Origin of the sequence: Burkholderia sp. M6-3 (assembly GCF_050858985.1) — a bacterium.
Taxonomy (GTDB): domain Bacteria; phylum Pseudomonadota; class Gammaproteobacteria; order Burkholderiales; family Burkholderiaceae; genus Paraburkholderia; species Paraburkholderia caledonica.
Genome location: NZ_CP110091.1, coordinates 1,849,042 through 1,872,447 on the forward strand (window position 1 = coordinate 1,849,042; position 23,406 = coordinate 1,872,447).

Sequence of the window (23,406 nt, forward strand, 5' to 3'; positions counted from 1 at the left end):
CATGTGAATGGGCGGAACAGGAGACGCGATTGCCCGACGTGAGGCGCTGATTCGCTTCGAAGGCATTGGTAAGAGTTTCGGGCGCGTGCGCGCGCTCAACGACATAGACTTCACCTTCATGCAGGGCGAATGCGTCGGCATTGCCGGACATAACGGCGCGGGAAAATCCACGCTCACGGCCGTGCTGGCGGGCGTCCATGCGCCGACGCAAGGGCGCATCGAAGTCGAAGGCAAAGACGCGCCGCATTACGACGCCAACGCCGCACGCGATGCCGGCGTTCGCTGCGTGTTTCAGGAGTTGTCGCTATGCGCAAACCTGACGGTTGCCGAGAACATGTGCATCGTGCATCCGCAACTGCGTGGGCGCGGATGGCGCCGCACGGCCACGAAGCTGATGCGCGAGAAGCTCGACGAGATCTTCCCGGACAACGGGTTGAAGGGCAATGAACTCGTCTCCGACCTCACGCTGACGCAACAGCAGATGGTCGAGATCGCGCGCGGCTTTACTGTCACCGACACGCCCGTGCGTCTCGTGATTCTCGACGAGCCGACGTCATCGCTCGATGCGCATACCGCCGAACAGTTGCTCGCGTTCGTGCGCAAGGCGGCGGCAAGCGGCGTCACCTGCCTGCTCATCACGCATATGCTCGGTGAGATCGAGCGCGTGGCCGACCGCGTGGTGGTCATGCGTGACGGCAGCATCGTCAGCGTGCTTTCGCGTGAACAGTCGAGCCGCGAGTCCATCATCCAGGCGATGGGGCAGCATCTCGAAGCCGACAAGGCCTCTGTCGTAACTCGCGTCCAGGCCGATCGCGAACGCGAGCGGCACTTCATATGGAACATCGGCGCAAAGCGCCATACGTCGATTGAAGCGTCGCGCGGTGAAGTGATCGGCTTTGCGGGACTGGCGGGCCAGGGGCAAACCGAGGCGCTTATCGCGATCTATGACGCGGCGACGAAGCGCGGAGCGAGCCGCGCGAAAGTGGCGTTCGTCGCCGGCGACCGCGGGCGCGACGGCGTCTTCCCGATCTGGTCCATCGCCCAGAATCTCGACTTGCGATGGCTCTCAGGCGGTGCGCCGCGCAAGCGAGGTCTCGTCGATTTCGCGGCGGCGCGGGCCATCGTTGAAGAGTGGCGCGCGAAGATCGGCATACGCGGCGCGGCGATGAGCGCGGGGATTCTGTCGCTCTCGGGCGGCAATCAGCAAAAGGTACTGTTCGCGCGCGCGCTTGCATCGGACGCGGAACTGATTCTGATGGACGACCCCACGCGCGGCGTCGATGTCGGCACCAAGCGCGACATCTATCAGCTGGTTCACGACGAAGCCGCAAAGGGCCGCACGTTCATCTGGTACACCACGGAAAACGAGGAATTGTCGCACTGCGACCGCACTTACGTGTTCCGCTCGGCCGCCGTCACGCGCATGCTTCATGCCGACGAATGCACAGAAGAAGCATTGCTCGCGGCCAGCTTCGAGGAGCAGGCCGCATGACACTCGCCATCACGCAAGCGCGTTTGCGCGCGATGCTTCCCGCCATATCGCTCGTCGCGGTGCTGATACCGATCCTCGTCATGCAGCCCGCAGTAATGAGCTACTTCGGCTCGAGCCTGCTGCTCAATCTTGCGGTGCCGATCGTCCTCGCGACGCTCGCGCAACTCGCAATCATCACCGTCAACGATCTCGATCTGTCGATCGGGCCGTTCGTGAGCCTCGTCGCATGCATCGGCGCGACGCTGCTCGTGAAGACACCGTGGCTCGGCGCCCTCGCGCTCGTCGGCTGCGTGCTCACATATGCGGCCGTCGGCGCGTTGGTCGAGTTGCGCCAGATTCCGTCGATCGTCGTGACGCTCGGGCTGTCGTTCGTGTGGAGCGGCCTCGCCATCGTGCTGCTCCCTTCGCCGGGCGGCACGAGCCCGACGTGGCTCGGCGCGGCGATGAACTATCAGACGCCGTTCATTGCGGCGCCCATCGTGTGGTCGGTGCTGATTGCGATCGTCGGCCATCTGCTCCTGATGCGCTCGTCGGCGGGCGTCCGCGTGCGCGGTGCAGGCGGCAATCCGCGCGCGATGCGCCGCTTCGGCTGGTCGCTCGTGCGCAGCAAGGCGACGCTCTATGGCGTCGCGGGCGTGTTCGGCGTGCTGTCGGGTTTATCGCTGCTCGGCCTCACCACATCCGCCGATGCAAACCTCGCGTTGCGCTACACCCTGCTCTCGATTGCCGCCGTGATACTCGGCGGCGGCGAATTCATGGGCGGTCGCGTGTCGGTGATCGGCGCGGTGCTCGGCGCAATCACGCTGACGCTCGCGGCATCGTTCCTTGCGTTCCTGAATATTTCGTCCGACTGGCAGGTCGGCATGCAGGGCGCGATTCTGATCGTGGTCCTGTCACTACGCGTGCTGCTGCAACGCGGAGAGCGCCGATGAATACCCTCGCTGAAAACAATACGAGTGCATGGTCGCGCATCAAGGCCATTCAGGCACCGTGGGTCTGGTCCTTTATCGGTGCGGTGCTGGTATGGCTCGCCATCGTCGCGATCTTCGGCTTCGGTATCGCGAGCAATGTCGCGCAAACGGCGCTCACGTATGGCGTCTTCATGGTGTTGGTGGGCCTGGGGCAAATGCTCGTCATCACATCGGGCGTGGGCAACATCGACCTGTCGGTGCCGTCGACAATCGCGCTTGCCGGCGTGGTCGGCATGCATACGATGGGCGGCGCGAACGGTCAGATCGTGGCGGGTATCGCGGCGGCCCTCGGCGTGGGCGTCGCGATCGGGCTCGTGAATTACGCGCTCATTCGCATGCTGCGCATTCCGCCGATCATCGCGACGCTGTCGTCGAGTTTCATCATTCAGTCGATCGCGATCACGCAAGGCAGACAGCTTCCGCCGCCACCGCCCGCGCTCGGCGCATTCGCGACCGGCCGCTTGCTGAGCGTGCCGTACATCGCGCTGCTCGCGCTCGCGTTGTCGATCGCGCTCGCCGTGCTGCTGCATCGCGCGGTCTATGGACGCAGGCTGTCCGCCATCGGACAGAATGCGCGCGCCGCCTGGCTTGCGGGCGTGGACGTCCACCGCACGCGCTGCCTCGCGTATGTGATGTCGTCGATGATCGCATCGCTCACTGCGTTGCTCATATCGGCGACGTCCGGCGGCGCTTCGCTCGATATGGGCGTCGAATACATGCTGATTTCGATTGCGGTCGTCGTGATCGGCGGCACCCTCGTGGCCGGTGGGAAAGCGACGATCGCAGGCGTCTGGGGCGCATCGATGTTCCTCTTTCTCACCAACGCCGTGCTCAACGCGGTCGGCGCGGACGCGGGCGTGCGCTCCATCGTATATGGCGCGCTCATCATCGCCGTGACGGTGGCGGCGGGCGGCAAGGTCGTGCGCTGAGTCCAAACAGCAAAAAGGAAAAGGAGACATGAAAAACAACGAATACGAAGTGCATGATCCACGCTTCAGGCTGCTGCTTCAGCCGAACGCGTCGATGGACAAGCTAACCGGTGAATGCCTGTGGGCCGAAGGCCCCGTGTATTTTCCGGCGACCGATCTGCTCATCTGGAGCGACATTCCGAACAACCGCATGCTGCGCTGGGCGCCGGGAATGGGCGTCGGCGTGTACCGCGCGCCGTCGAACTACAGCAACGGCAATACACGCGATCGCGAAGGCAGGCTCGTCAGTTGCGAGCACGGCGAGCGGCGTGTCACGCGCACCGAGCATGACGGCAGCATTACCGTCATCGCCTCGCATTTCGAAGGCAAGCGGCTGAACTCGCCAAACGACGTGATCGTCGATTCGGAAGGTGCGATCTGGTTCACCGATCCCGACTACGGAATCATTAGCGACTACGAAGGATATCGCGCGGACAGCGAGATCGGGCGATGCAACGTGTATCGCGTGTCGCCCGGCGATACGCAGGTGCGCCTCGTTTCCGACGACTTCGTGAAGCCGAACGGCCTCGCGTTTTCGCCGGATGAATCGAAGCTTTATATCGCCGACTCGGCCGCCTCGCACGACGACAATGCGCCACGTCACATACGCGTATTCGATGTCGCGAGCAACGGCGCATTGCGCAATGGCCGCGTGTTCGTCGAAATGCAAAGCGGCGTGCCCGACGGCATGCGCGTCGACGAGCAAGGCAACGTATGGACGAGCGCCGAAGACGGCGTGCATTGCTATGCGCCGGACGGTGCGCTGCTCGGCAAGATCCTGATTCCCGAAGTCGTTGCGAACCTGACCTTCGGCGGGCCGCGGCGCAATCGGCTTTTCATAACCGCGACTTCATCCGTATATGCGCTGCATGTAGGCGTGCGCGGCGCGGCGCGCTGATCAATAACAAAGGAGACGGTACGTGCAGACTTTCATCAAGGTAGTGACGGCGGCATGCATGGCATTGGCGACTGCATCCGCATCGGCGCAAATCGCAACCGGCGATACATCGTCAGCGAAGATAGCACTGTCGAACAACTACGCCGGCAATAGCTGGCGTCAGCAGATGCTCAAGAGCTGGGCCAACGTCGCGGACGCCGCAGTCAAGCAGAAGGTCGTCGCGGCTGCGCCCAGCTTCACGACCGCGGAAAGCCAGGCGACCGAGCAGGTCCAGCAGATACAAAACCTCATCCTGCAAGGCTTCAAGGCGATTGCCGTCGACGCCGTATCGCCGACCGCGCTCAACGGCGTCATCAAGCAGGCGTGCGGCGCAGGCGTGACCGTCGTATCGTTCGACGGCATCGCCACCGAGCCGTGCGCGTATCGCATCGCGGTGGACTTTCAGGGCATGGGCCGGATGCAGGTCGACTATCTGGCGAAGCGCCTGAACGGCAAGGGTAATCTGCTGGAGATTCGCGGGCTTGCAGGCGTCTCTGTCGATGACGAGATTCATCAGGGCATCGTCGACGAACTGAAAAAGTATCCGGGCATGAAGATCGTCGGCTCGGTGCATGGCGACTGGACGCAGACCGTTGCGCAAAAACAGGTCGCGGGCATCCTGCCGACGCTGCCGAAGATCGATGGCGTCGTCACGCAAGGCGGCGACGGCTATGGTGCCGCGCAGGCAATCAAGGCGGCTGGGCGGCCTACGCCGATCATCATCCTCGGCAATCGTCAGGAAGAGCTAGCGTGGTGGGCGGAGCAGCGCAAGAGCGGCTATGAAACGATGTCGGTGACGATTCCGCCAGGCGCGTCGTCGTTCGCGTTCTGGGTCACACAGCAAGTTCTCGCGGGCAAGAAGGTGCCGCACGACATTCGCATGCCGGTGCTGGAAGTGAAGCCCGACGAACTCGATGCGGTCCTCGCGAAAACGCCGAGCGGCGCACTTGCGAACAAGGAGTACACGCGCGACGAAGTGGTCGCAGTAGTGGACGGCAAAAAATAGCGCGCTCCAACAGTCACGTCCGGCTCTTTGTGCGGGGCCGCGCGGTCCTCGTAACGAGCGGCCGCCCCGATCGGCTCACCACCGAACGGTGCGGCCGCGATAATCGAGAAATTCCAGGCCGGGGCGGCCACGTTTGGCCAGCAGTACATCCACGACCCCGGGAACGCTCTCTTCGATCGACAACCGCCCCTCCGGCCCGCCGAGGTCTGTGCGCACCCAGCCCGGCGCCATCAGCACCATCGCACGCGGCGGCTCCGCGCGACGTGCTGCAAAGCTGCGCATGAACTGGTTCAGCGCCGATTTACTGCCGCGGTAGACCTCGCGCTGGCCCGACTCATTCTCGGCAATGCTGCCCTGCCCCGACGACATCACGCCGATCAAACCTGCCGCATCAACGAGGTCGCACAAGGTTTCGACAACGCGCATGGGACTGAGCGCATTCGTGACCATCAGGTTCACGAAATCCTCGGTCGACACCTCGCCGATTGTTTGAGTCGGATCTGGATTGGTCGTGCCGGCGTTCACGAACAGCGCGTCGAACGTGCGGCCTGCGAGGCGCTCGCGCAGCGCCCGGATCTGGTCTGGCCGGGTGATGTCCAGCGTTTCGATCTCGACCTGTCCCGGATGAGCATCGGCTAGTTCATGCAGCAACGTACGCCCGCCACGGACAGTGCCCATGACGTGCCAGCCTCGTTTAAGAAACTCCGCGGCCATTGCGTAACCGAGGCCACGAGAGGCGCCGATCAGCAGGATGGACGGAGCATGAGCAGGTTGGGCGGCTTCGGGCATAGGGCTTTCCTTCTTCGTCGGTTGGTCTCAGGAATTGTGATCGCGGCGTCAGCTTTGCACCAGACGCCTCGCCTGCAATCGACGTTTGCACCGCACGCCCTGCCTGGCTTGATTTGCACTATCCTCGACAGATGCCACGTGTCGACCTGAACCTTCTCCCCGCCCTGGACGCGCTGCTGAGCGAACGCAGCGTCACAGGAGCCGCCCGGCGACTGAACCTCAGCGTGTCGGCAATGAGCCGCACGCTGACGCGGCTGCGCACCCTCACTGGAGACCGGCTGCTGGTGCAGGCCGGGCGAGCGCTGATCCTTACTCCGTATGCGGAAGAGCTTCGCGAGCGCGTCTCTTCACTGACCCGGGAAGCGGCGGCGGCACTCGGTCCCGCCGACCGCGAGTTCGACTTCACTACCTTGAATCGAAGCTTCGTCGTGCGCGCGGGCGAGGGTTTCATCGACCTGCTCGGCGCTGCCTTGATGGACAGGATTCACCGGGCAGCGCCCGGTGTGCAGCTTCGATTCACGCCCAAGCCGGACTGGGCTGCGCAGCCGCTGCGGGAAGGCGCGATCGATCTGGAAATCGGCACGGTGAGGACCACGGCTCCCGAGATGATTACGCGGCTGCTCTTCAGGGATCGCTACGTGGGCGTCTGTCGGCGTGGGCATCCGCTCCTCGACGGAACCGGAATCAGCCTTGAGCGCTGGAGTGCATACGGCCATGTGCACACCTCACGCACCATTGCGGTCGATGCGGCTTTGGCACGACTGGATGTACAGCGAACAGTGCTGATGGAGGTGCCGACCTATACCAGTGCCATGCAAATCGCTCGCCAGTCGGACTTGCTCGCCGTTGTCCCGCATTCGTGTCTGGCCAACCCGTTCAGGCCCGATCATGCCTTAGCAAACGGCCTCGACAGCTTCGAGCTTCCAGTGCGCACGCCCGCATTCAGCGTCTCGGCGATCTGGCATCCGCGCCTCGATCAGGACCCGGCCCATCGCTGGTTTCGCGCAGAAGTGATGCAAGTGTGTGCGGCGGCCTATCCGTCTGACTCGATGCCGCCGTTGCTCAGCAAGTGATGTTACGTTGTGGTTCCGGTCCCGGTTGGAAGATCGAGCGACCTCGGTGGTCGTCGGTCGCGTCGCGGGGTCCGCCCGGCGCCAGCCTCACGTCGAACTGACTCGCGCTCTGCCTCGCACTGCTTTGCGTCGCATCCGTGCCGAGGTCGAGGTGCGCTATGCGAATCCGTACAACTTCGTAGGGTTAGTGACGAAGATCAGATGCTGCCAATCCGGCCGCCCTATCCAGTTCACGATCGTGTCCAGCAAGCTCGCGTCATCCGGCTTATGCGTCTTCTCTGTCGGATGAGGCCAGTCGGTACCCCACAGCATCCGCTCCGGCGCCATCTCGATCAGCGCTTTCGCGACAGGCTCAACGTCTTCGTACGCTGGCGCGCCCGCCTTGCTGTCGACGTACGGCCCCGACAACGTGATCCACGTATTGCCTTTCTCGACCAGGCGCCGCGCGGTGCGCAAAGCGTCCGACGACAGGCCGCCGGGTTCCGGAACATGCGCGATATGGTCGATGACGAGCGGACAAGGCAGTGCCGACAGATGCTGCTCAAGCTCCGGCAGTCGCGCGCCCTGCACCACCAGTTCGATATGCCAGCCGAGATTGGCTATGCGCGTTGCAAGCGGCGCAAGCATGTCGAGCGTCGTTGCGCCCGGATAGCTCAGGTTGAAGCGAATCGCGCGAATGCCGCCCCGATCCAGGTTCTGCAGTTCCGCATCGGTCACGGAACTGTCGATGACGGCAACGCCGCGCGCGTTGCCGCCAAACTGCCGGATGGCCTCCAGCGTACAGCGGTTATCCGTTCCATACGTCGACGGCGTGACGACCACATTGCGCTTCACACCCAAGCGCGCCTGCAGAAGCCGGTACTGCGCGACCGTGGCATTCGGCGGATGCAGCGTCGTGCCCGGCGCGACCGGGAAGCGATCGTCGTAAATATGCATGTGACAGTCGATGGCGCCTTCGGGCAACCTGAACGCCGGCCGGTCCGTGCCGCCCGACCAGGTTTCTTCAGCAGCGGCCAGCTTCGGCAGCGCTGCCGACATCAGTGCAGCGCCGGCGAACTGGAGGAATTCGCGTCTCGTTGCAGTCCCCATGCTCAAATGGTCTCCGTCTTGCTAACCAGGCGGTTTGCCGAACCATTGCGAGTCAACAGCAACAAGGTCGCGACGCTGACGAGCGTGAGGATGGCGAGTGGCATCAACGCCAGCGCATAGCTTCCGGTCGCCTCCTTCACCCATCCATATACGTTCACCATCAGTCCGCCGCCAAGCAGATTTGCAATCGCGTTCACCGTCGCGAGGCCTGCTGCCACGGCACTATTGGACAGCATGTCCGTGGCGAGCGCCCAGAACGGGCCCTTGAACGAATAGGCGCCGACGAGCACCGCGCACAGCATGCAGACCGTCGGTACAAGCGAGCCGCTCAGCGACGTCGCGAACAGACCCACACCAATCAGCAGCATCGGTACTACAGTGTGCCAGCGACGTTCGCCGACCCGGTCCGAGCGGCGTCCCCAGTACACCATCAGGATTGAAGCGACCGCGTACGGCACGGAGTTCAGCAAGCCTGTCTGCATGACAGACAAACCAAACGACTTGAGCAGTTGCGGCTGCCACACGGACAGCGTGCTCCCCGCCGCCGACGCGCATGTGTCGACGAGTGCGAGACACAACACATAGCGATTGCGGAACAGTTGCGTGAGCGGAAGCGACGGCACCTTCTTCGGAGCCTTTTGCTCGCTGACGAGCGCATTGACGAGCCATGTGCGCTCGTCGTCGTCGAGCCATTTCGCGTTCTCCGGCTTGTTGGTCAGCATGAACAGACACGCGACGCCTAGCAGCACGGTCGGGACGCCTTCGAGAATGAACAGCCAGTGCCAGCCGCGCAGCCCCCAGAAGCCGTCCATCTGCAGGAGCAGCGCCGAAATCGGTGAGCCGATGAAGCTCGCCGCGGGAATTGCGACCATGAACGTCGCGACGATACGAGCGCGATACGACGCCGGAATCCAGTACGAGAGATACAGCAGCACGCCGGGGAAGAAGCCCGCTTCGGCGGCGCCGAGCAGGAAGCGCAGAACATAGAACGACGTCGCGTTATGCACGAGCGCGGTCGCCGCCGACACGATGCCCCACGTAATCATGATCCGCGCAATCCAGATACGCGCGCCGTACTTTTGCAGCGCAAGATTGCTCGGCACTTCGCAAAAGAAGTAGGAAATGAAGAACAGGCTGCTGCCGAAGCCGAACACCTTCGCCGACATGCCAAGGTCATGATTCATCTGCAGCGACGCCATGCCCACGTTGCCCCGGTCGATAAAGGCAAGCAGATAGCACACCATCAGAAATGGGACGAGTCGCCAGACGACCTTTCGTATCGTCCTGCGCTCGATCGCGGACTTGTCCATGAATCCAGTTTGCATTGTCGTCTCCGTTTATTGTGCGCCTGCGCGCTGATTCGTGAATCGTTGCCATGCAATGACGGCGATGACACCGCTGGCGAGCACCACCGCCATGGCTGCAAATGTGTGTCGTACGCCCAGCGCTTCGGACGCGGTGCCGACGAGCAGATAGCCGAATGGCATCGTGCCGTTGTAGGCCATCCCGTACATGCCGACGAGCCCGCCGCGCACGTGTTCCGGGCACTGCCGCTGGATGGTCGCGTTCGTCGACGTGGCCGCGAAGGTGAGGCTGAAACCGAGTGCGTAAAACGCCGGCACCGTGGCTGCCGCCTCCGATGTCGCGGCGAGCAACGCGAGCGCGCCGACGGCCGTCCACGGCGCCCACGCGATGAATCTTCGCGACGCCAACGTGCCGATCGCCGAAGAAAGCAGAATTGCCGCGCTCAGCGAACCCGCGCCGGCGCACGCGAAGAACACACCCGTAAAGCGCGCCGCGTCGTGGAACCCCTGGTCCGCAAGCAGCGGCACGAGTGTCTGGTAACTGCCCGCGAACAAACCGATGCACGCGAGTATCGGCAGATAGCGGGCGGAAAACGCATCGGACATCACGTAGCCGACTGCGTCGCGCAGGCTGCTGTCCGCGCGCGCGGGACGAGCCGCCGAGGCCGTTCTGATCGAACGCACGCATGTCGCCATGAAGCAGAGCGCCACCGCATAAATCACAAACGATGTTCTCGGTCCGAGCGTGGGATAGACGAAACCCGCAATCGTCGGACCGACCATCCGGCCGACGTTGTAGACCATCGTGTTCATCGCCACGGCGTTCGACGTATGCGTCGGATCTTCGAGACTCGTCAGCAGCAAAACCTGGCGCGCGGGCGTCTCAACGGCGCTCGATACGCCGATGGCGAGCGCATGCGCGAGTATCAGCTTCACGCCGAGCACGCCGAGCAGCGACAGCGTGAAGAGACTGGCCGTCAGCACCAGCGACGCGGTGAGAACGCACAGCGTCGCGCGTTTCGCATTGGCCGAACTGATCCGCGAGCCGGCGATCGGTGCGACGATCAGTTGCGGTCCGTACAGCAAAAAATTGAGCAGCGCGAGAATCGCCGCCGACCCCGACAGGTGATACACGAGCAGGTTCAGCGTGACGTTCTGCGTCCAGCTTCCTAGCACGGACGCGACCTGTCCGCTCAGATAGCGTCGCAGCGACGCCTCGGCAAGCGCAGGAAACAGTCTGCTGACGAAACCGGTTTGCGCGGCCATCGTCATGACAACGCCTTGCCGCGCGTTTCGGGTGCGAAGAACACGACGACGGCGGCGGCGACGAATGCGACGATGGTCGTTGCGAGTCCGAGCACGAATCCGCCGGAAGTCGATGCGAGCGCGCCGATGATCAACGGCGCGATGAAGCCGCCCAGACGGCCGCCGTTATACGCGAGGCCCATCAGAAATCCGCGCGACGCCGTATTGCCGATGATCTCCGCGAGAAACGGACCAGCACCCGCGAAAATGCCGTTCACACTGAAGCCCGTCAGGAAGATCGCGACCATCAGCAGCAGTGCGTTCGACGACACGATGTACACGCCCACGGCCCCCGCCCCGACCAGCAGATAGGCAAGGAACATCGGACGTCGACCGAGCCGGTCGACGAAAGCTGAGAACAGCAGGAAACCGCTGATCGCGCCGAACTGCAGCGCAAGCACGAACTTCAGGCTATGCACGAAGTCGAGATGCTTCACCGTGACGAGGAACGTCGGTGTCCACGTGAAGACACCCCAGTACAGGTACTGCAGAAAGAAGATGAAGCCGAACGCCGTCAGCAGTCCGCGCACATTGAGCGTGTCGCTGCTCGTCGCGCGCATGTTTTGAACCGATGACTTCGCCTGCTTGCGTTCCAGCCAGATCGGTGATTCAGGCGTTTTTCGCGCGACCCAGAAGAGGATAAAGAACGGCAACGCACCGATCAGAAAAAGCAGACGCCAGCTATTTCCACCGAGTCCGTCGTTCACGCCGCTGACGATGCCCGAAATCGTGATGGCGAGGATCGCGCCGATGGGCAATCCCATCTGCATCAGCGCGCCGCCCTTGCCGCGCCGGCTCGCGTGCCATGTCTCGGCAATCAGTGCGGCGCCCGCCGTCCACGTGCCGCCCATGCCCAACGCGCCGAAGAAGCGCAACGTCGCGAACCAGTGCTCGTTCGGCGCGAATGCAAGCAGACCCGAGAACAGCGAATAAATGCCGACGCAGAGCAACGCGGTACGCACACGCCCCAGCCGGTCCGACACATAACCGAACAGAATCCCGCCGACGATCTGCCCTGCCGCCGTGATGCTCGTGAACAGGCCGAGCTGCGCCTTGCTCAGACCGAACTGAAGAGCGAGCGTCGGCAGCAGAAGCGAAAGCAGAAACGAGTCGTAGCTTTCGAACGTCCAGCCGAGTCCCGCAAGTGTTAGCGAGCGCCACTCGATGCCCGTGATGTTCCTCAATCCCCTGGCTTCGGCACCGTCCTTGAATTCGGTTGTCGCAACCGTTGCACTCGTTTTCATGTGTTGTCTCCGGCAATCGCGAGGCGATAGGTTGCCGCCGCAGTCCGGCTGAACAGGGCGGCTTTTTCATTGGCGGACATCGCGGACGCGAGTCGTTTAAAGGCGTTCCACAGCACGCCGTAACTGAACATCCCTTTATCGACGGGAAAGTTGCTTTCGAACATGCAGCGATTCGCGCCGAACAGTTCGACGCACGTGTCGAAATACGGCCGCCACGCGGAGGCCAGTTCCTCGGACGAAGGCGGCACTTCGCGCGCGGCGAAATCGAAGCCGAATACGTTCATGCCCGCGCCGCCGAGCTTGATGCGCGTGTTGGGCAAACTCGCGAGGCGCGCGAGTTTTTGCTGCCAGTCGGCGCGAACCGCCGCGCGTTGACCGGCGTGCGGACCGACACCCAGCGGACCGCCAAAATGATCGATAACGACCGTCACGCGATCCGCGGCACGCGCGAGTTCATACAGATCGTCGAGTTGCGTGTGATAGACCCATGCATCGAGCGACAGCCCAAAGCGGCCGAGCGCCCTCACACCCTGCCGGTAAGCCGGATTTGCCATCAGGTCGCGCGGCGGCGTCACGGGGCTCGAACTCACTTCGGGACTCGCATGCCACGCGAGCGGATTGCGGATGCCGCGCAGGCGTCCGCCGGATACCTGCAACATCGCTTCGAGGACCGGATCGAGTTCAGCGCCCAACGTTAAATCCGCACCGCCGACGATCGCCTCGCAGCAGCGCGTCCGTCCATACGCGCCGCTCGCGGACATCGCGGCGATTCCGTTGGCGAACTCCACTTCGCCAATGGGCTTCATCGCCTCGGGACCGTCCTCGCGCAACATCGAGCGGCATTGCACGTAGACCGTCGACACGACCCGATGCCCGCTCGCCACGTCGTTGCGGAACTCAGCCGCGAGATACCGCCCGGTCTGACGGTCCCACAGATGATGGTGCGCATCGACAATCGGCAGTTCAGGCTCGAGAACAGGCTCCTTTCGCAAGGCAAGCCACTCCTCTCGAACCGGAAGATGGGGCGCATGGACTATCTGCATAACGCTTTCTCGTCAGAACTTCTGGCGCATGCCAACCGTGATGCCGGTCTGGTTATATCCGAGCGCGACCGTACCGTAGCCATTGACGCCGAGCGTGGATTTGTCCTTGTTGTGAGCGAAGCCCGCTGTTGCGTAAAGATCAGTGCGCCTCGACAGGAAATAGTCCGCGCAAAGCACAGCGAGCCACGGGTCGGCACCCGTCGAATGCACGTCCTGGTAGTAACCGGTGGCCGTGATGATGAACGCGGGTGTCACGGTGTACTGCGCACCCGCCCAGTAGAGATTTGCAGCGCTGGCTTCCGAGCCGTTTGCAACGACAATCGGGTTCACAGGCAGGAAAGCATTCGACGCGCGCAGATAGCGGTAGCCCGCGAAGCCCTTCACGGCTCCGATGACATACGAAGCGGCTGCCGTCGCGCGACGCTCGGTGCCCGTGTTGGTCGCGACCGTGTTGCTGTTGCGCTGCTCGTACGACACGCTCGCCGCGAACGGACCTTGCGCATAGGTCACCGCCCCGCCGAAAAAGCGCCCCGTGATTTCCGCGCCCGGCACTTCGGCGCCATAGCCCGTGTCGTAGCGCGTGCTGTACATCGCCTGCGCCGTTAGCGGGCCGAACACGCCCGTGTACTTCGCCGAATTGTCGATGCGTCCGGCCATCGCGTAGTCGAGCGACAGCACGGAGTAGCGCGAAGATGCGCCCATCGGATCGAACGCAACGGCCTGTTCGTAGAGCAGCGAGTTCTGCCGGCCGAACGTCAGTTGCTGCCCTTTGTACGAAAGACCGACCCATGCCTGCCGGCCGAACAGCCGGGCGGTCGTCGCAGCGTTCGCGCCCAGTCCTCTGGTCGATTGAGCGGTCGTGCCGTCATTGATGTTAAAACCGCTTTCCAACTGGAAAATGGCCTTCATGCCGCCGCCGAGGTCTTCGACGCCCTTCAGTCCCCAGCGCGAGCCGGACAGGTTGCCCGACACTTCGCGCGTCTGTGCGCCGCCAGCACTCGTATTGTTGATGTGTTCGACGCCAACGTCGGCAATCCCGTACAGCGTGACGCTGCTTTGCGCGTGCGCAGCGCCGCAGGTAAGACTGACGCCTGCGGCGGCGACTGCGCCGAGCATGAAACGGACGTTCGTGTTGACGTTGTGGCTGGCTTTTTTGAACAGCATGGAGTCTCCAGACAGAGTTTTATGGATTGGTATTGAATGCGTGGATCAAACTTTCTGGGCCGACGGCGCTTCGCCTGCGTCGGCGCCCGGATCACCGAGCCAGGCGATGGTCAGCGCACCGAGCAGCAACACACCCGAGACGGCGAGCAGCGGCACGGCAAACCCGCCCGAGAGCTGCTTGAGCGCGCCGATCATCGACGGACCGACGAAGCCGCCAAGGTTGCCCACGGAGACGATGAGCGCGAGGCCGCCGGCCGCGGCCCGCCCCGTGAGAAAGCTGGACGGAATTGCCCAGTAGGTCGCCTGGAAAGCGAGGATGCCGCTCACCGTGAAACAGAGTGCGATGAGCTTCAGCACAGGCGCGTCGAGGAAGGTGCTCGCGCACAGCGCGGCGGCCGCCACGACCAGCGCGCCGGCCACATACGGAATGCGGTTTTGCGAGCGATTCGCGACGCGCGCCCACCAGAGCATCGCGACTGCGCCGATTGCATACGGAATCGCCGTGAGCCAGCCCACGACCGTGTGCGCGACGCCGAACTGCTTGATGATTTGCGGCATCCACAGGCCGACGCCGAGCGACCCGACGATGCCGCAGAAGTTGATGAACGCGAGCACGAACACGCGCCAGTTGGTCATCGCGTCGCGCAGCGTGCTGCCGTGACGTGCGCCGATGTCGCCCTGTTCGAGCGCGAGGCGCTTCGCAAGCGACGACTTCTCTTCGTCGGTGAGCCACTTCGCTTTTTCGGGGCGGTCGGCCAGCACGAACAGACAGGCGATGCCCAGCAACACGGCCGGTCCGCCTTCGATCAGCAGCAACCACTGCCAGCTACGCAATCCATGCAGGCCGCCGAGTTCGAGCAGCGCGCCCGAAACTGGAGAGCCGATCATGTTCGCGACGGGGATGCCGACCAGAAACGCGGCCGTCACTTTGGCGCGCCACTTACCCGGAAACCAGTGCGTGAAATACAGGTAGATGCCGGGCGTGAAGCCCGCTTCGGCGATACCGAGCAGGAAGCGCGCGGCCGCAAAACTCTTCGGTCCGACGACGAACGCCGTCGCCATCGAAAAGAGACCCCACGTGATCATGATGCGCGCGATCCATACGCGCGCACCGACCTTCTGCATGATCAGGTTGCTCGGAATCTCGAACAGGAAATAGCCGACGAAGAACAGTCCTGCGCCGAAGCCGAACTGCTCGGAGGTCAGACCGAGATCCTTGTTCATTGTCAGCGCGGCGAACCCGACATTGGTCCGGTCGAGATAGCTGATGACGTAGCAGATGAAGATGAACGGCAGGATTCGCCGGAACGCCTTGGCGAGCGTGCGCTCGCTGGCCGCGTAGTCCTCGCTCGCGATGCCGGCAATGGGCGGCGCTTCTGTCTGGCGCGTGGCACCGTCGGCGCGCAGGGTGTGCGACATGGTCATGCTTGCTCCTCCATCGCGCTTCTGTCGGCGCAGATGTATTGATGTATGGCGGGCGCTCGCGCCCGCTGCGCGATCAGACGGTTCGCCCGGCCCGCTTCGGAAGCGGGCCGGCAATCGTCATTTCAGCTTTGAGAACCGTTCCCGAAACAGACTCGGTCGTGAACAGCGTCTTCATGTCCGCGCCGCCGAAGCAGAGATTCGTGAGCGAAGCGCCTTCCGGACTGGTCAGGATTTCGACGGGCTCCGCGCGATGGTTCAGCACCCACGCGCGACCAAGCCCCGGATTCGCGACGAAGAGTCGCCCTTGCGTGTCGATGGTCAGTCCGTCCGGACCGCTCGGGCCATACGACGTGAAGAACTGCCCTACCTTGCTGACGGAGCCATCTGCCTGAAGCGGCACACGCCACACGCAATTGCCGCGCGTCATGCCGACAAAGAGAATCTTCTCGTCGGGCGACAGCACGAGTCCGTTGGGGCTCGGGCAATTGCCGAGCAGCAAGTCGAGCTTGCCGTCCGCCGACAGCCGGTACACGCGGCCCGTCGGATCGTGCAGTCCCGTTTGCCCCTGATCGGTGAAGTACAGGTTCCCGTTCGAATCGAACGTGAGATCGTTCACGCCCCTGAAGCGCTCGGAATTGCGCCGCTCGAGAAACGGGCGCACTTCGCCGCGCGCGATGTCGAGCAGCATCAGGCCGTTGCGATAGTCGGTGATGAGCAGATGCGCATCGTCGAAGCGCTTCATTCCGTTCGGCTCGCCGTCGTATTGCACGACGAGTTCCCACTCGCCCGACGGCGAAATCCGGAAAACCCGGCCGTGCGGAATGTCCGTGACGAACAGATAGCCCGCCGGGTCCCACACGGGGCCTTCGAGAAACGAGTCCGTGGCGACGCCGCCGCGATTGGCACGCGCCCAATCGGTCTGGACGTCGCCTTTGCGGAATTTGTCCGGCATACGCGTGAAGACTTCCGCGGTGCGTATTTCGGGCGAGATGAGATAGAACATGATGGGTCTTCTCTTGCGGACTTCAGGCTGCGTTGCGGGCGTGTTCTTCGACGACGGCGAGAACATTGGCCGCGGCGCCCTTACCCATGTTCACGTACGCGGCATCGCTCACGCCGCCGATATGCGGCGACAGGATAGCGTTCCGGATCTGCTGGAACGGATGCGGGTGCGTCATCGGTTCAACGTCGAAGCTGTCGAGACCGGCAAAGCGCAACTGGCCGCTGGCGAGCGCCTCGGCGAGCGCCGCTTCGTCGATCAGTCCGCCGCGCGCGGTATTGACGAGGATCGCGCCGCGCTTGAACCGCGCGAGCGTGTCGCGGTTGAGCATCTGGCGGTTTTCCGCTGTCAGCGGGCAATGCAGCGAGACGACGTCGGAAGCCGCGTACAACTCGTCGAGCGACACCAGCTTCACGCCTGCGGGCGCTTCTTTCGCGTACGGATCGAACGCAAGCACGTTCATGCCGAACGCCGCGCCGATCGCTGCGACGCGTCGGCCGATCGCGCCCAGTCCGACGAGGCCGAGGGTCCGCCCGTCCAGTTCGACGGACTTGTGCGTGGATTTGTCCCAGTGGCCTTGGCGCATGCGCGCATCCAGCTGCGGCACGGACTTCGCGCACGCGAGAATCAGCGCCCATGCATGCTCCGCGACGGCGGCCGCGTTGGCGCCAACGGCAGCGCGCACCGCGATACCGCGCGCGGCCGCTGCTGCCTGATCGATCACGTCGATGCCGCTGCCATGCTTCGAAATCACTTGCAGATTTTCGGCGGCATCCATGATGCGGGCGTTCACCTTGCCGTATCGGACGATGATCGCGACTGGCTTGTGCTCAGCGCACAGCGCGACGATGTCGTCTTCGGTGGGCTGCTTGCCCGCGAACACGACGTCGAACTGGGTCAGCATGTCGAGCGCTTGCGGCGCGAGGTCGGCAGCCGTCACGAGGACAACGGGTTTATGCGAAGCCGTCTGCATCACAGCGCCTCGCCTTCGGCCAGCATGCCCACTGCACGCAGTTCCTTTTCGATCCAGCCCGGACGCACGTCGCCCTTATGAATCGCCGCGATGCGCGCCGTTTCCATGTCGAGCTTTTTCTGCGCGAGTTCGATGATGCGTGCGACGTCGTTACGCGGAATCACGACTACGCCGTCCGCGTCGCCAACGATCAGGTCGCCCGGATTGATGGCCGTGTCGCCGGCCGAGATCGGCGCATTCACGAGGCCCGCGACGCTTTTGGTCGGGCCGCAGGGATTCAGGCCGGCCGCGAAGACCGGGTAGTCGCCACTGGCGAGTTCGTGCGCGTCGCGCACGGCGCCGTCGATGACGATGCCCGCGATACCGCTCGCCTTTGCCTGCGTCGCCATGATCTCGCCGATCAGCGCGCACGAGAGATCGCCCTTGCCGTCGACGACGATCACGTCGCCCGGTTTCGCGATGGACAGCGCGGCGTGGATGGCGAGGTTGTCGCCGGGACGCACTTCGACCGTGACGGCTGGGCCCGCGACTTTCATCGTCGGCGACAGCGGCTTGACCCGGCCATGCAGCGTGCCGCGACGGCCAGCGACGTCGGCGAGGATGGCGGCCTGATAGCGCGCCGCGGCCTCGACCAGTTTCGGCGACACGCGCTCGATATTGCGATTAATGGGAGAAGTGCCTGCGGACATAGTGCTCATGGATTAACCTCAGTTCGTGAGTTTTACCTTGTACAACGGTGGTTTACGGAGTGAAATCACTATAGCCAGAGCAGGCACGCCGATCCACTGGCGTTTACCCTTTTACGGTATAAACCGTCGTTTTACTGTGTACAATCAGCGGAAATGAATGACGGGAGGCGGGAATGGGAAACGAAGGTGTCGTCGCGGTCGAGAAAGCGCTTTCGCTGTTGGACTGCTTCAAGCCGGGAGCCGAGTCACAGTCGCTCGCGATGCTCGCGCAAGCGTCCGGCATGCACAAGACGACGGTCTATCGACTGATGAACTCGCTGGAGCGAATGGGCTATGTCGTGCGCGCTCAATCCGGCAACTATTCGCTCGGACATCGCGTGCTGTATCTGGGCAAGCTGTACGAGCAGTCCTTCCATCTTTCAACGGTAGTGGAACCGGCGCTGCATGCGCTCGCCACGGTGACGAAAGAAAGTGCATCGTACTACGTTCACCACAATGGGCAGCGGCTGTGCCTGTTTCGGGTCGAGCCGTCCGAAGGTCTGCGTGAAACGCGGCTCGCCGGAACGACGCTGCCGCTCGACGACACGGCCATCAGCCAGGTGATCCGTTTCTGGGGACTCGGCGAACCGATCTACGACAAGCCGCCAGCATTGCCCCTCTTCACCGCGGGTGCGCGCGATGTGCACACAGCAGCGTTCGCTGTACCGATCTTTGGCGCCGGCGACAAGTTCATGGCGGCGCTGACGCTTTCCGGTCCCGCGTCGCGGCTTAGCGCGGCGCACACGTCGGGCGAGCTGGATCGGCCGCAACTGGATGCGGCCGCTGATCTGTCCCGGAAGCTGGGCGCCAGTGTTGGGTTCTGCGAGAACATCTACGGCATTTGATCGCCGCTTTGGCAAAGGTCGGGCTCAGGTGGACGAGCCGTTCGTCGCCTGACTGCGGACGCATTCGTGCAACGCCATGCTCGCGCCAACGCGGCTCCTCCGTTGCTGCGGTCAGCAAGCGCCCGGAAATGGGCGCTCTGCAGGTCGATCGGTTGTCGCACGAACTCAGCGGTTGACCACGCCCTTAGGCATCGTCAGCACAACGACTGCCGCCACGAGCAATGAGACTGCCACGCAATACAGGCCCATGTCGGTGCTGTGCGTCATGTCCTTGATCCAGCCAACCAGATAGGGACTGACGAAGCCCGCGAGGTTGCCGACCGAATTGATCAGTGCAATGCCCGCTGCCGCTGCCACGCCCCCGAGGAATGCGGGCGGGATCGACCAGAACTGGCACAGTGCTCCCAGAATGCCAATCGTGGCGAACGTGAGGGACACGACAGCCGACGTGACGTTGTGGGGTACCAGCGTGCTCGCCACGAGGCCGGCCGCGCCGATCACCGCCGGCAGCGCCACATGCCAGCGCCGCTCCTTGCTCCGGTCCGAACTGCGTCCCAGCAGCACCATTGCGATGGCGGCGGCGCCGTAGGGGATCATCGTCAGCAGGCCGACATTGAAAGCGTCGCTTACGCCGGATGCCTTGATGAGCGTGGGAAGCCAGAAGCTGATTCCATAGAGTCCCATGATGATGCCGAAGTAGCACAGGCACAGCACCCAGACGCGTCTGTTGGTGAATGCACCGCTCGCACTATGCACCTCGATGTGCCCCGTCTCCTTCGCCAGCCCCGTCTCGAGCAGCGACTTTTCTTCAGCGGTCAGCCATTTCGCCGCGCTGATCCTGTCGTCGAGATACAGCAGCACGGCAATGCCACCGACAATGGAAGGCAACGCTTCGAGCAGGAACAGCCAGCGCCAGCCCGCCATGCCGTGCACGCCGCTGAAGCTGTTCAGAATCCAGCCCGACAGCGGACCGCCAATGACGCCGGCAATCGGGATTCCGGTCATGAACATCGCGGTTATCTTCCCGCGGCGCGAAGACGGATACCAATAGGTCAGGTAGAGGATGATGCCCGGGAAGAAGCCGGCTTCGGCGACGCCGAGCAGGAAGCGCAACGCGTAGAACGCGGTGGGCGTCTTCACGAAAATCATCGCGCCGGAAAGCACACCCCAGCTGAGCATGATGCGGGCGATCCATTTTCGCGCGCCAAAACGATGCAGCGCGATGTTGCTCGGCACTTCGAAGATGAAATAGCCAATAAAGAAAATCCCCGCGCCCAAGCCGTAGATCGTTTCGCTGAACTTCAGGTCGGTCAGCATCTGCAGCTTGGCAAAGCCTACGTTGACCCGATCGAGGTAAGCGAAGACGTAGCAGAGAAAGAGGAAAGGAATCAGCCGCCATGTCACCTTCGCATAGGTCCGGTCTTCGCTGTGAGCCGACGAGACCACATCGCCGTAAGTGGACTTCAACATCGTTGTCTCCTTGAACCGCGGCCGGCGCGCTTCTGGTCGTGCCGGTGCGGTCTGTTGTGTATGTGACGGCCTATGCTGGCCGTTCAGTCGAACATATCCGGGCTGGTCTGCGTGAGCTGGTCATAAATCGGCTGGAAATGCAGCCAGCCGATGTATTCGCTGCCGACGTGTTCACGGCTGTAGCGCGAACTGTGCTCAGGCACCATGACGGGCTTGATGCCGGTCGCCTCCACCAGTAACTGCTGCTGACAGCATCGCTCCAGCGCGATGAACCAGAACGCGGCGGCTTCGATGCTGTGGCGGCTCACTGTCAGCAGCCCGTGATTCTGGTGAATGGCTGCCTTGACGTTCTTGAAATAGTCGGCAACCGACAGCCCGGCCTCTTCCTCCACCGCGACCGCGCCCGCCTCGTCCTTTATCACGACATGGTCTTCATAGAAGGCCGCCGCGTCCTGCGTGATAGGGTCGAGCGGCCGTCCGAGCGCCGCGAACGCAGTGCCGTAGACCGTGTGCGCATGGCACATCGCAACAATGTCGGGATTGGCTTCATGCACCGCTGCGTGCAGCACGAAGCCGGCGCGGTTGAGTGCGTACTTGCCTTCCACAACCTTGCCGGTATGGTCAGCGAGGATCAGGTTGGAAAGTTTCACCTGGGAGAAATGCACGGCCATCGGATTGGTCCAGTACAACTCCGGAAACTCAGGGTCACGCACCGTAAGGTGACCGGCGAAACCATAGTCGAGCTTGTGCAGCGCAAAAGCGCGGCAGGCTGCCACGAGGCGTTCCTTGCGGTGCTGGCGTTCCTGCGCGAACGACGAAAAGTCGGGCAGTTCGGGAAACTTCAGCCCTGCCTGCTTCGGGCGATAAATGGAATTGTTCGAGGGATGCGAAATCGTGCGGCGCAGTTCGGCCTGCTGCGCGCTGATATCGATTTTTCCAGTGCCGGTGCTCATGCTGTCTCCTGTCGTAGCGGTGATCGTATGGCGCTAACGATAAGGAAAGACCGGCCGCCGATCTAGGCGTGGCGGACAATAGGATTTATTACGACGCCATATAAATCTCCGGCGCCTATGGCTTCTGCCAGGGCGGCTCGCGGAAGACGTCGACGAAATAATCGATAAAAGCGCGAATGCGCGGCACCAGTTGGCGCTCGGGCAGATAGACGACATGGATCGCGGTGTCGTCCTTCGCCTGGTACTCCGGGAGGAGCGGCACCAGATCCCCTCGACGGATAGCGGGCAATGCCAGGTGTTCGGCGAGGCGCATGATGCCCACGCCGGCCACGCAGAGCTGAAAAAGCGTGGTGCCGTCGGTGCTGCGGAAACTGCCCTGTACCGCGACTCGTTCGAGCCTGCCGTTGATCATGAACGGCCACAGGTTTAGATGCTCGCGCGGCGACTCCCATGTCAGGCAAGCGTGCCTCGCCAGGCCGACCGGAGTCACAGGTGTGCCGTGCGCGGCGAGATAGTCCGGAGACGCCACGACGATGCGCTGGAGATCGCAAAGCTTTCGGCTGCGCAACGAGGAATCCTGCAACCGGCCCATGCGGACCGCGACGTCGAAGTTATCCTCGATCAGGTTGACGTTCGAGTCCGACAGGGAAAAATGCACGCATACCTTCGGATAGGACGACAGAAAACCGGGCAGCGCAGCCACCAGTTGATCCATGCCGAACGCGTGAGGCGCGCTGACGCGCAGATTGCCGGTCGGCTCGCTGGACCGGACCTGCGCTTCCGCTTCCTCCAGGCTTTCGAGAATGTCGTTGCAGGACAGCAGAAAACGCTCGCCCTCATGGGTCAGCCGTTGCGTACGCGTTGAACGATGCAGCAACTGCACGCCGAGCCTTCGCTCCAGAGCGTTGACGCTTTGGCTGACGAAGGGTTGGCTCACTCCCAACATATTTGCCGCAGCGGTGAAGCCCCCGGCCTCCACGACCGCCTTGAAGACGCGCATCTCCAGCAACCTTTCATCTTTCATCTGTCGGATCCGTGTGCGGCAGTGGGCTCTGCAGTTTACCCGGATTGGCAGCGGTCCCTTCTGTGCCTGCTTGCCGCCGCTGTTGCGAGGCCGCCGTTGCAGTCATAGCGGATGTCTGGCCGCTTATGGCCCAACCTCTGGCTCACGCCTCCGGCTGAGTATGGCGCGAAGCCGACCCTCAGCGCGCGACAACGAACGATGTGTGCATGCCCATCCCATAGTGCCCCGGCCGGTTGCAAATCAGCACATAGCGTCCTGGCGCAAGCTTCAATGACAAGCGCTTGGTCGATCCCTGCGTAAGGTCCTCCACCTCGCCCATCTTCCTGAACCGGTTTTCCGTGACCAGGCCTTTATGGACCGGCAGATGCGCGTCGTCCAGGTCTGTCCTCAGTACGACGAACTCATGTTCGGTATTGCCGTTCGCTGCGTTGTTCACCTCGAATGTGACGCGCCCGGCCTTCGCAGTGCCGGGATCGAGTTGAATCATGTTGTCCGAGAGTTTGACGTGGATCGTTTGGTCCGCATGACTGCTCAGCGGCACGACGCCGAGCGCAACCGCCGCCAGAACAAAAACGATATGGCTTCTGTCGTTCATGATGTTTC

At 62.9% G+C, this 23,406-nt stretch carries 22 protein-coding genes; 7 read left to right on the top strand and 15 right to left on the bottom strand.

The annotated features are described in order from the left end of the window. The first annotated feature begins 7 nt into the window (after window positions 1-7). The 5 genes from OH764_RS25680 to OH764_RS25700 are packed head-to-tail and all read left to right on the top strand — an operon-like array spanning window position 8 to window position 5,374. Window positions 8-1,492 (top strand): sugar ABC transporter ATP-binding protein, encoded by a 1,485-nt coding sequence (locus tag OH764_RS25680; protein WP_498848989.1) that lies wholly within the window; start codon window positions 8-10, stop codon window positions 1,490-1,492. Beyond that, complete coding sequence (locus OH764_RS25685; protein WP_204521611.1) at window positions 1,489-2,424, top strand: ABC transporter permease; 936 nt, start codon at window positions 1,489-1,491, stop codon at window positions 2,422-2,424. Before OH764_RS25680 ends, OH764_RS25685 begins: the two co-directional genes overlap by 4 nt. Beyond that, window positions 2,421-3,392, top strand: a complete 972-nt coding sequence (locus OH764_RS25690) for an ABC transporter permease (RefSeq protein WP_498848990.1) — start codon at window positions 2,421-2,423, stop codon at window positions 3,390-3,392. The genes OH764_RS25685 and OH764_RS25690 overlap by 4 nt, the downstream gene beginning before the upstream one ends. Window positions 3,393-3,420: 28 nt before the next feature. Then, window positions 3,421-4,329, top strand: a complete 909-nt coding sequence (locus OH764_RS25695) for an SMP-30/gluconolactonase/LRE family protein (RefSeq protein WP_498848991.1) — start codon at window positions 3,421-3,423, stop codon at window positions 4,327-4,329. 58 nt (window positions 4,330-4,387) lie between these two features. Next, complete coding sequence (locus OH764_RS25700; RefSeq protein ID WP_498851294.1) at window positions 4,388-5,374, top strand: ABC transporter substrate-binding protein; 987 nt, start codon at window positions 4,388-4,390, stop codon at window positions 5,372-5,374. 75 nt (window positions 5,375-5,449) lie between these two features. Here OH764_RS25700 and OH764_RS25705 read toward each other — a convergent pair whose 3' ends face one another. Then, the gene (locus OH764_RS25705; protein ID WP_498848992.1) at window positions 5,450-6,163 is read right to left on the bottom strand and encodes a Rossmann-fold NAD(P)-binding domain-containing protein; all 714 of its coding nucleotides are present in this window, start codon (window positions 6,161-6,163) and stop codon (window positions 5,450-5,452) included. Between the two features lie 131 nt (window positions 6,164-6,294). On the opposite strand from OH764_RS25705, the gene OH764_RS25710 reads away from it, so the two are divergent. Beyond that, the gene (locus tag OH764_RS25710) at window positions 6,295-7,236 is read left to right on the top strand and encodes a LysR family transcriptional regulator (RefSeq protein ID WP_498848993.1); all 942 of its coding nucleotides are present in this window, start codon (window positions 6,295-6,297) and stop codon (window positions 7,234-7,236) included. Window positions 7,237-7,392: 156 nt separating this feature from the next. On the opposite strand, the gene OH764_RS25715 is transcribed toward OH764_RS25710, so the two are convergent. The 10 genes from OH764_RS25715 to OH764_RS25760 all read right to left on the bottom strand — a co-directional run bounded on the left by OH764_RS25715 (window position 7,393) and on the right by OH764_RS25760 (window position 18,481). Then, window positions 7,393-8,325 (bottom strand): amidohydrolase family protein, encoded by a 933-nt coding sequence (locus OH764_RS25715; protein WP_498848994.1) that lies wholly within the window; start codon window positions 8,323-8,325, stop codon window positions 7,393-7,395. A gap of 2 nt (window positions 8,326-8,327) precedes the next feature. Continuing rightward, complete coding sequence (locus OH764_RS25720; RefSeq protein WP_498848995.1) at window positions 8,328-9,650, bottom strand: MFS transporter; 1,323 nt, start codon at window positions 9,648-9,650, stop codon at window positions 8,328-8,330. 12 nt (window positions 9,651-9,662) lie between these two features. Further along, entirely contained in the window at window positions 9,663-10,901 is a 1,239-nt protein-coding gene (locus OH764_RS25725) for an MFS transporter (protein ID WP_498848996.1), read from the bottom strand. Next, window positions 10,898-12,178: an MFS transporter gene (locus tag OH764_RS25730; protein ID WP_498848997.1), complete on the bottom strand. Its 1,281-nt coding sequence runs from the start codon at window positions 12,176-12,178 to the stop codon at window positions 10,898-10,900. The genes OH764_RS25725 and OH764_RS25730 overlap by 4 nt, the downstream gene beginning before the upstream one ends. Next, window positions 12,175-13,221 carry an amidohydrolase family protein gene (locus tag OH764_RS25735; protein WP_498848998.1) on the bottom strand — a complete coding sequence of 349 codons (1,047 nt, stop codon included), beginning with the start codon at window positions 13,219-13,221 and terminating at the stop codon, window positions 12,175-12,177. Before OH764_RS25735 ends, OH764_RS25730 begins: the two co-directional genes overlap by 4 nt. Before the next feature lie 12 nt (window positions 13,222-13,233). After that, window positions 13,234-14,385, bottom strand: coding sequence for a porin (locus tag OH764_RS25740; RefSeq protein WP_498848999.1), 1,152 nt, complete (start codon window positions 14,383-14,385; stop codon window positions 13,234-13,236). A gap of 45 nt (window positions 14,386-14,430) precedes the next feature. Continuing rightward, complete coding sequence (locus OH764_RS25745; protein WP_498849000.1) at window positions 14,431-15,810, bottom strand: MFS transporter; 1,380 nt, start codon at window positions 15,808-15,810, stop codon at window positions 14,431-14,433. Window positions 15,811-15,883: 73 nt separating this feature from the next. Beyond that, window positions 15,884-16,813 (bottom strand): SMP-30/gluconolactonase/LRE family protein, encoded by a 930-nt coding sequence (locus OH764_RS25750; protein ID WP_498849001.1) that lies wholly within the window; start codon window positions 16,811-16,813, stop codon window positions 15,884-15,886. Window positions 16,814-16,835: 22 nt separating this feature from the next. Further along, window positions 16,836-17,783 carry a Rossmann-fold NAD(P)-binding domain-containing protein gene (locus tag OH764_RS25755; RefSeq protein WP_498849002.1) on the bottom strand — a complete coding sequence of 316 codons (948 nt, stop codon included), beginning with the start codon at window positions 17,781-17,783 and terminating at the stop codon, window positions 16,836-16,838. Further along, entirely contained in the window at window positions 17,783-18,481 is a 699-nt protein-coding gene (locus OH764_RS25760; protein ID WP_498849003.1) for an RraA family protein, read from the bottom strand. The genes OH764_RS25755 and OH764_RS25760 overlap by 1 nt, the downstream gene beginning before the upstream one ends. 164 nt (window positions 18,482-18,645) lie before the next feature. On the opposite strand from OH764_RS25760, the gene OH764_RS25765 reads away from it, so the two are divergent. Then, window positions 18,646-19,356, top strand: a complete 711-nt coding sequence (locus OH764_RS25765) for an IclR family transcriptional regulator (RefSeq protein WP_498849004.1) — start codon at window positions 18,646-18,648, stop codon at window positions 19,354-19,356. 165 nt (window positions 19,357-19,521) lie between these two features. Here the strand turns inward: OH764_RS25765 and OH764_RS25770 are convergent, their stop codons facing one another. The 4 genes from OH764_RS25770 to OH764_RS25785 all read right to left on the bottom strand — a co-directional run bounded on the left by OH764_RS25770 (window position 19,522) and on the right by OH764_RS25785 (window position 23,398). Then, complete coding sequence (locus tag OH764_RS25770; protein WP_498849005.1) at window positions 19,522-20,826, bottom strand: MFS transporter; 1,305 nt, start codon at window positions 20,824-20,826, stop codon at window positions 19,522-19,524. Window positions 20,827-20,909: 83 nt separating this feature from the next. Further along, window positions 20,910-21,779 carry a class II aldolase/adducin family protein gene (locus OH764_RS25775; protein ID WP_498849006.1) on the bottom strand — a complete coding sequence of 290 codons (870 nt, stop codon included), beginning with the start codon at window positions 21,777-21,779 and terminating at the stop codon, window positions 20,910-20,912. Window positions 21,780-21,894: 115 nt separating this feature from the next. Then, window positions 21,895-22,803, bottom strand: coding sequence for a LysR family transcriptional regulator (locus OH764_RS25780; protein WP_498849007.1), 909 nt, complete (start codon window positions 22,801-22,803; stop codon window positions 21,895-21,897). A 178-nt stretch (window positions 22,804-22,981) separates the two neighbouring features. Continuing rightward, entirely contained in the window at window positions 22,982-23,398 is a 417-nt protein-coding gene (locus OH764_RS25785) for a cupredoxin domain-containing protein (RefSeq protein ID WP_498849008.1), read from the bottom strand. Window positions 23,399-23,406 lie beyond the last annotated feature (8 nt).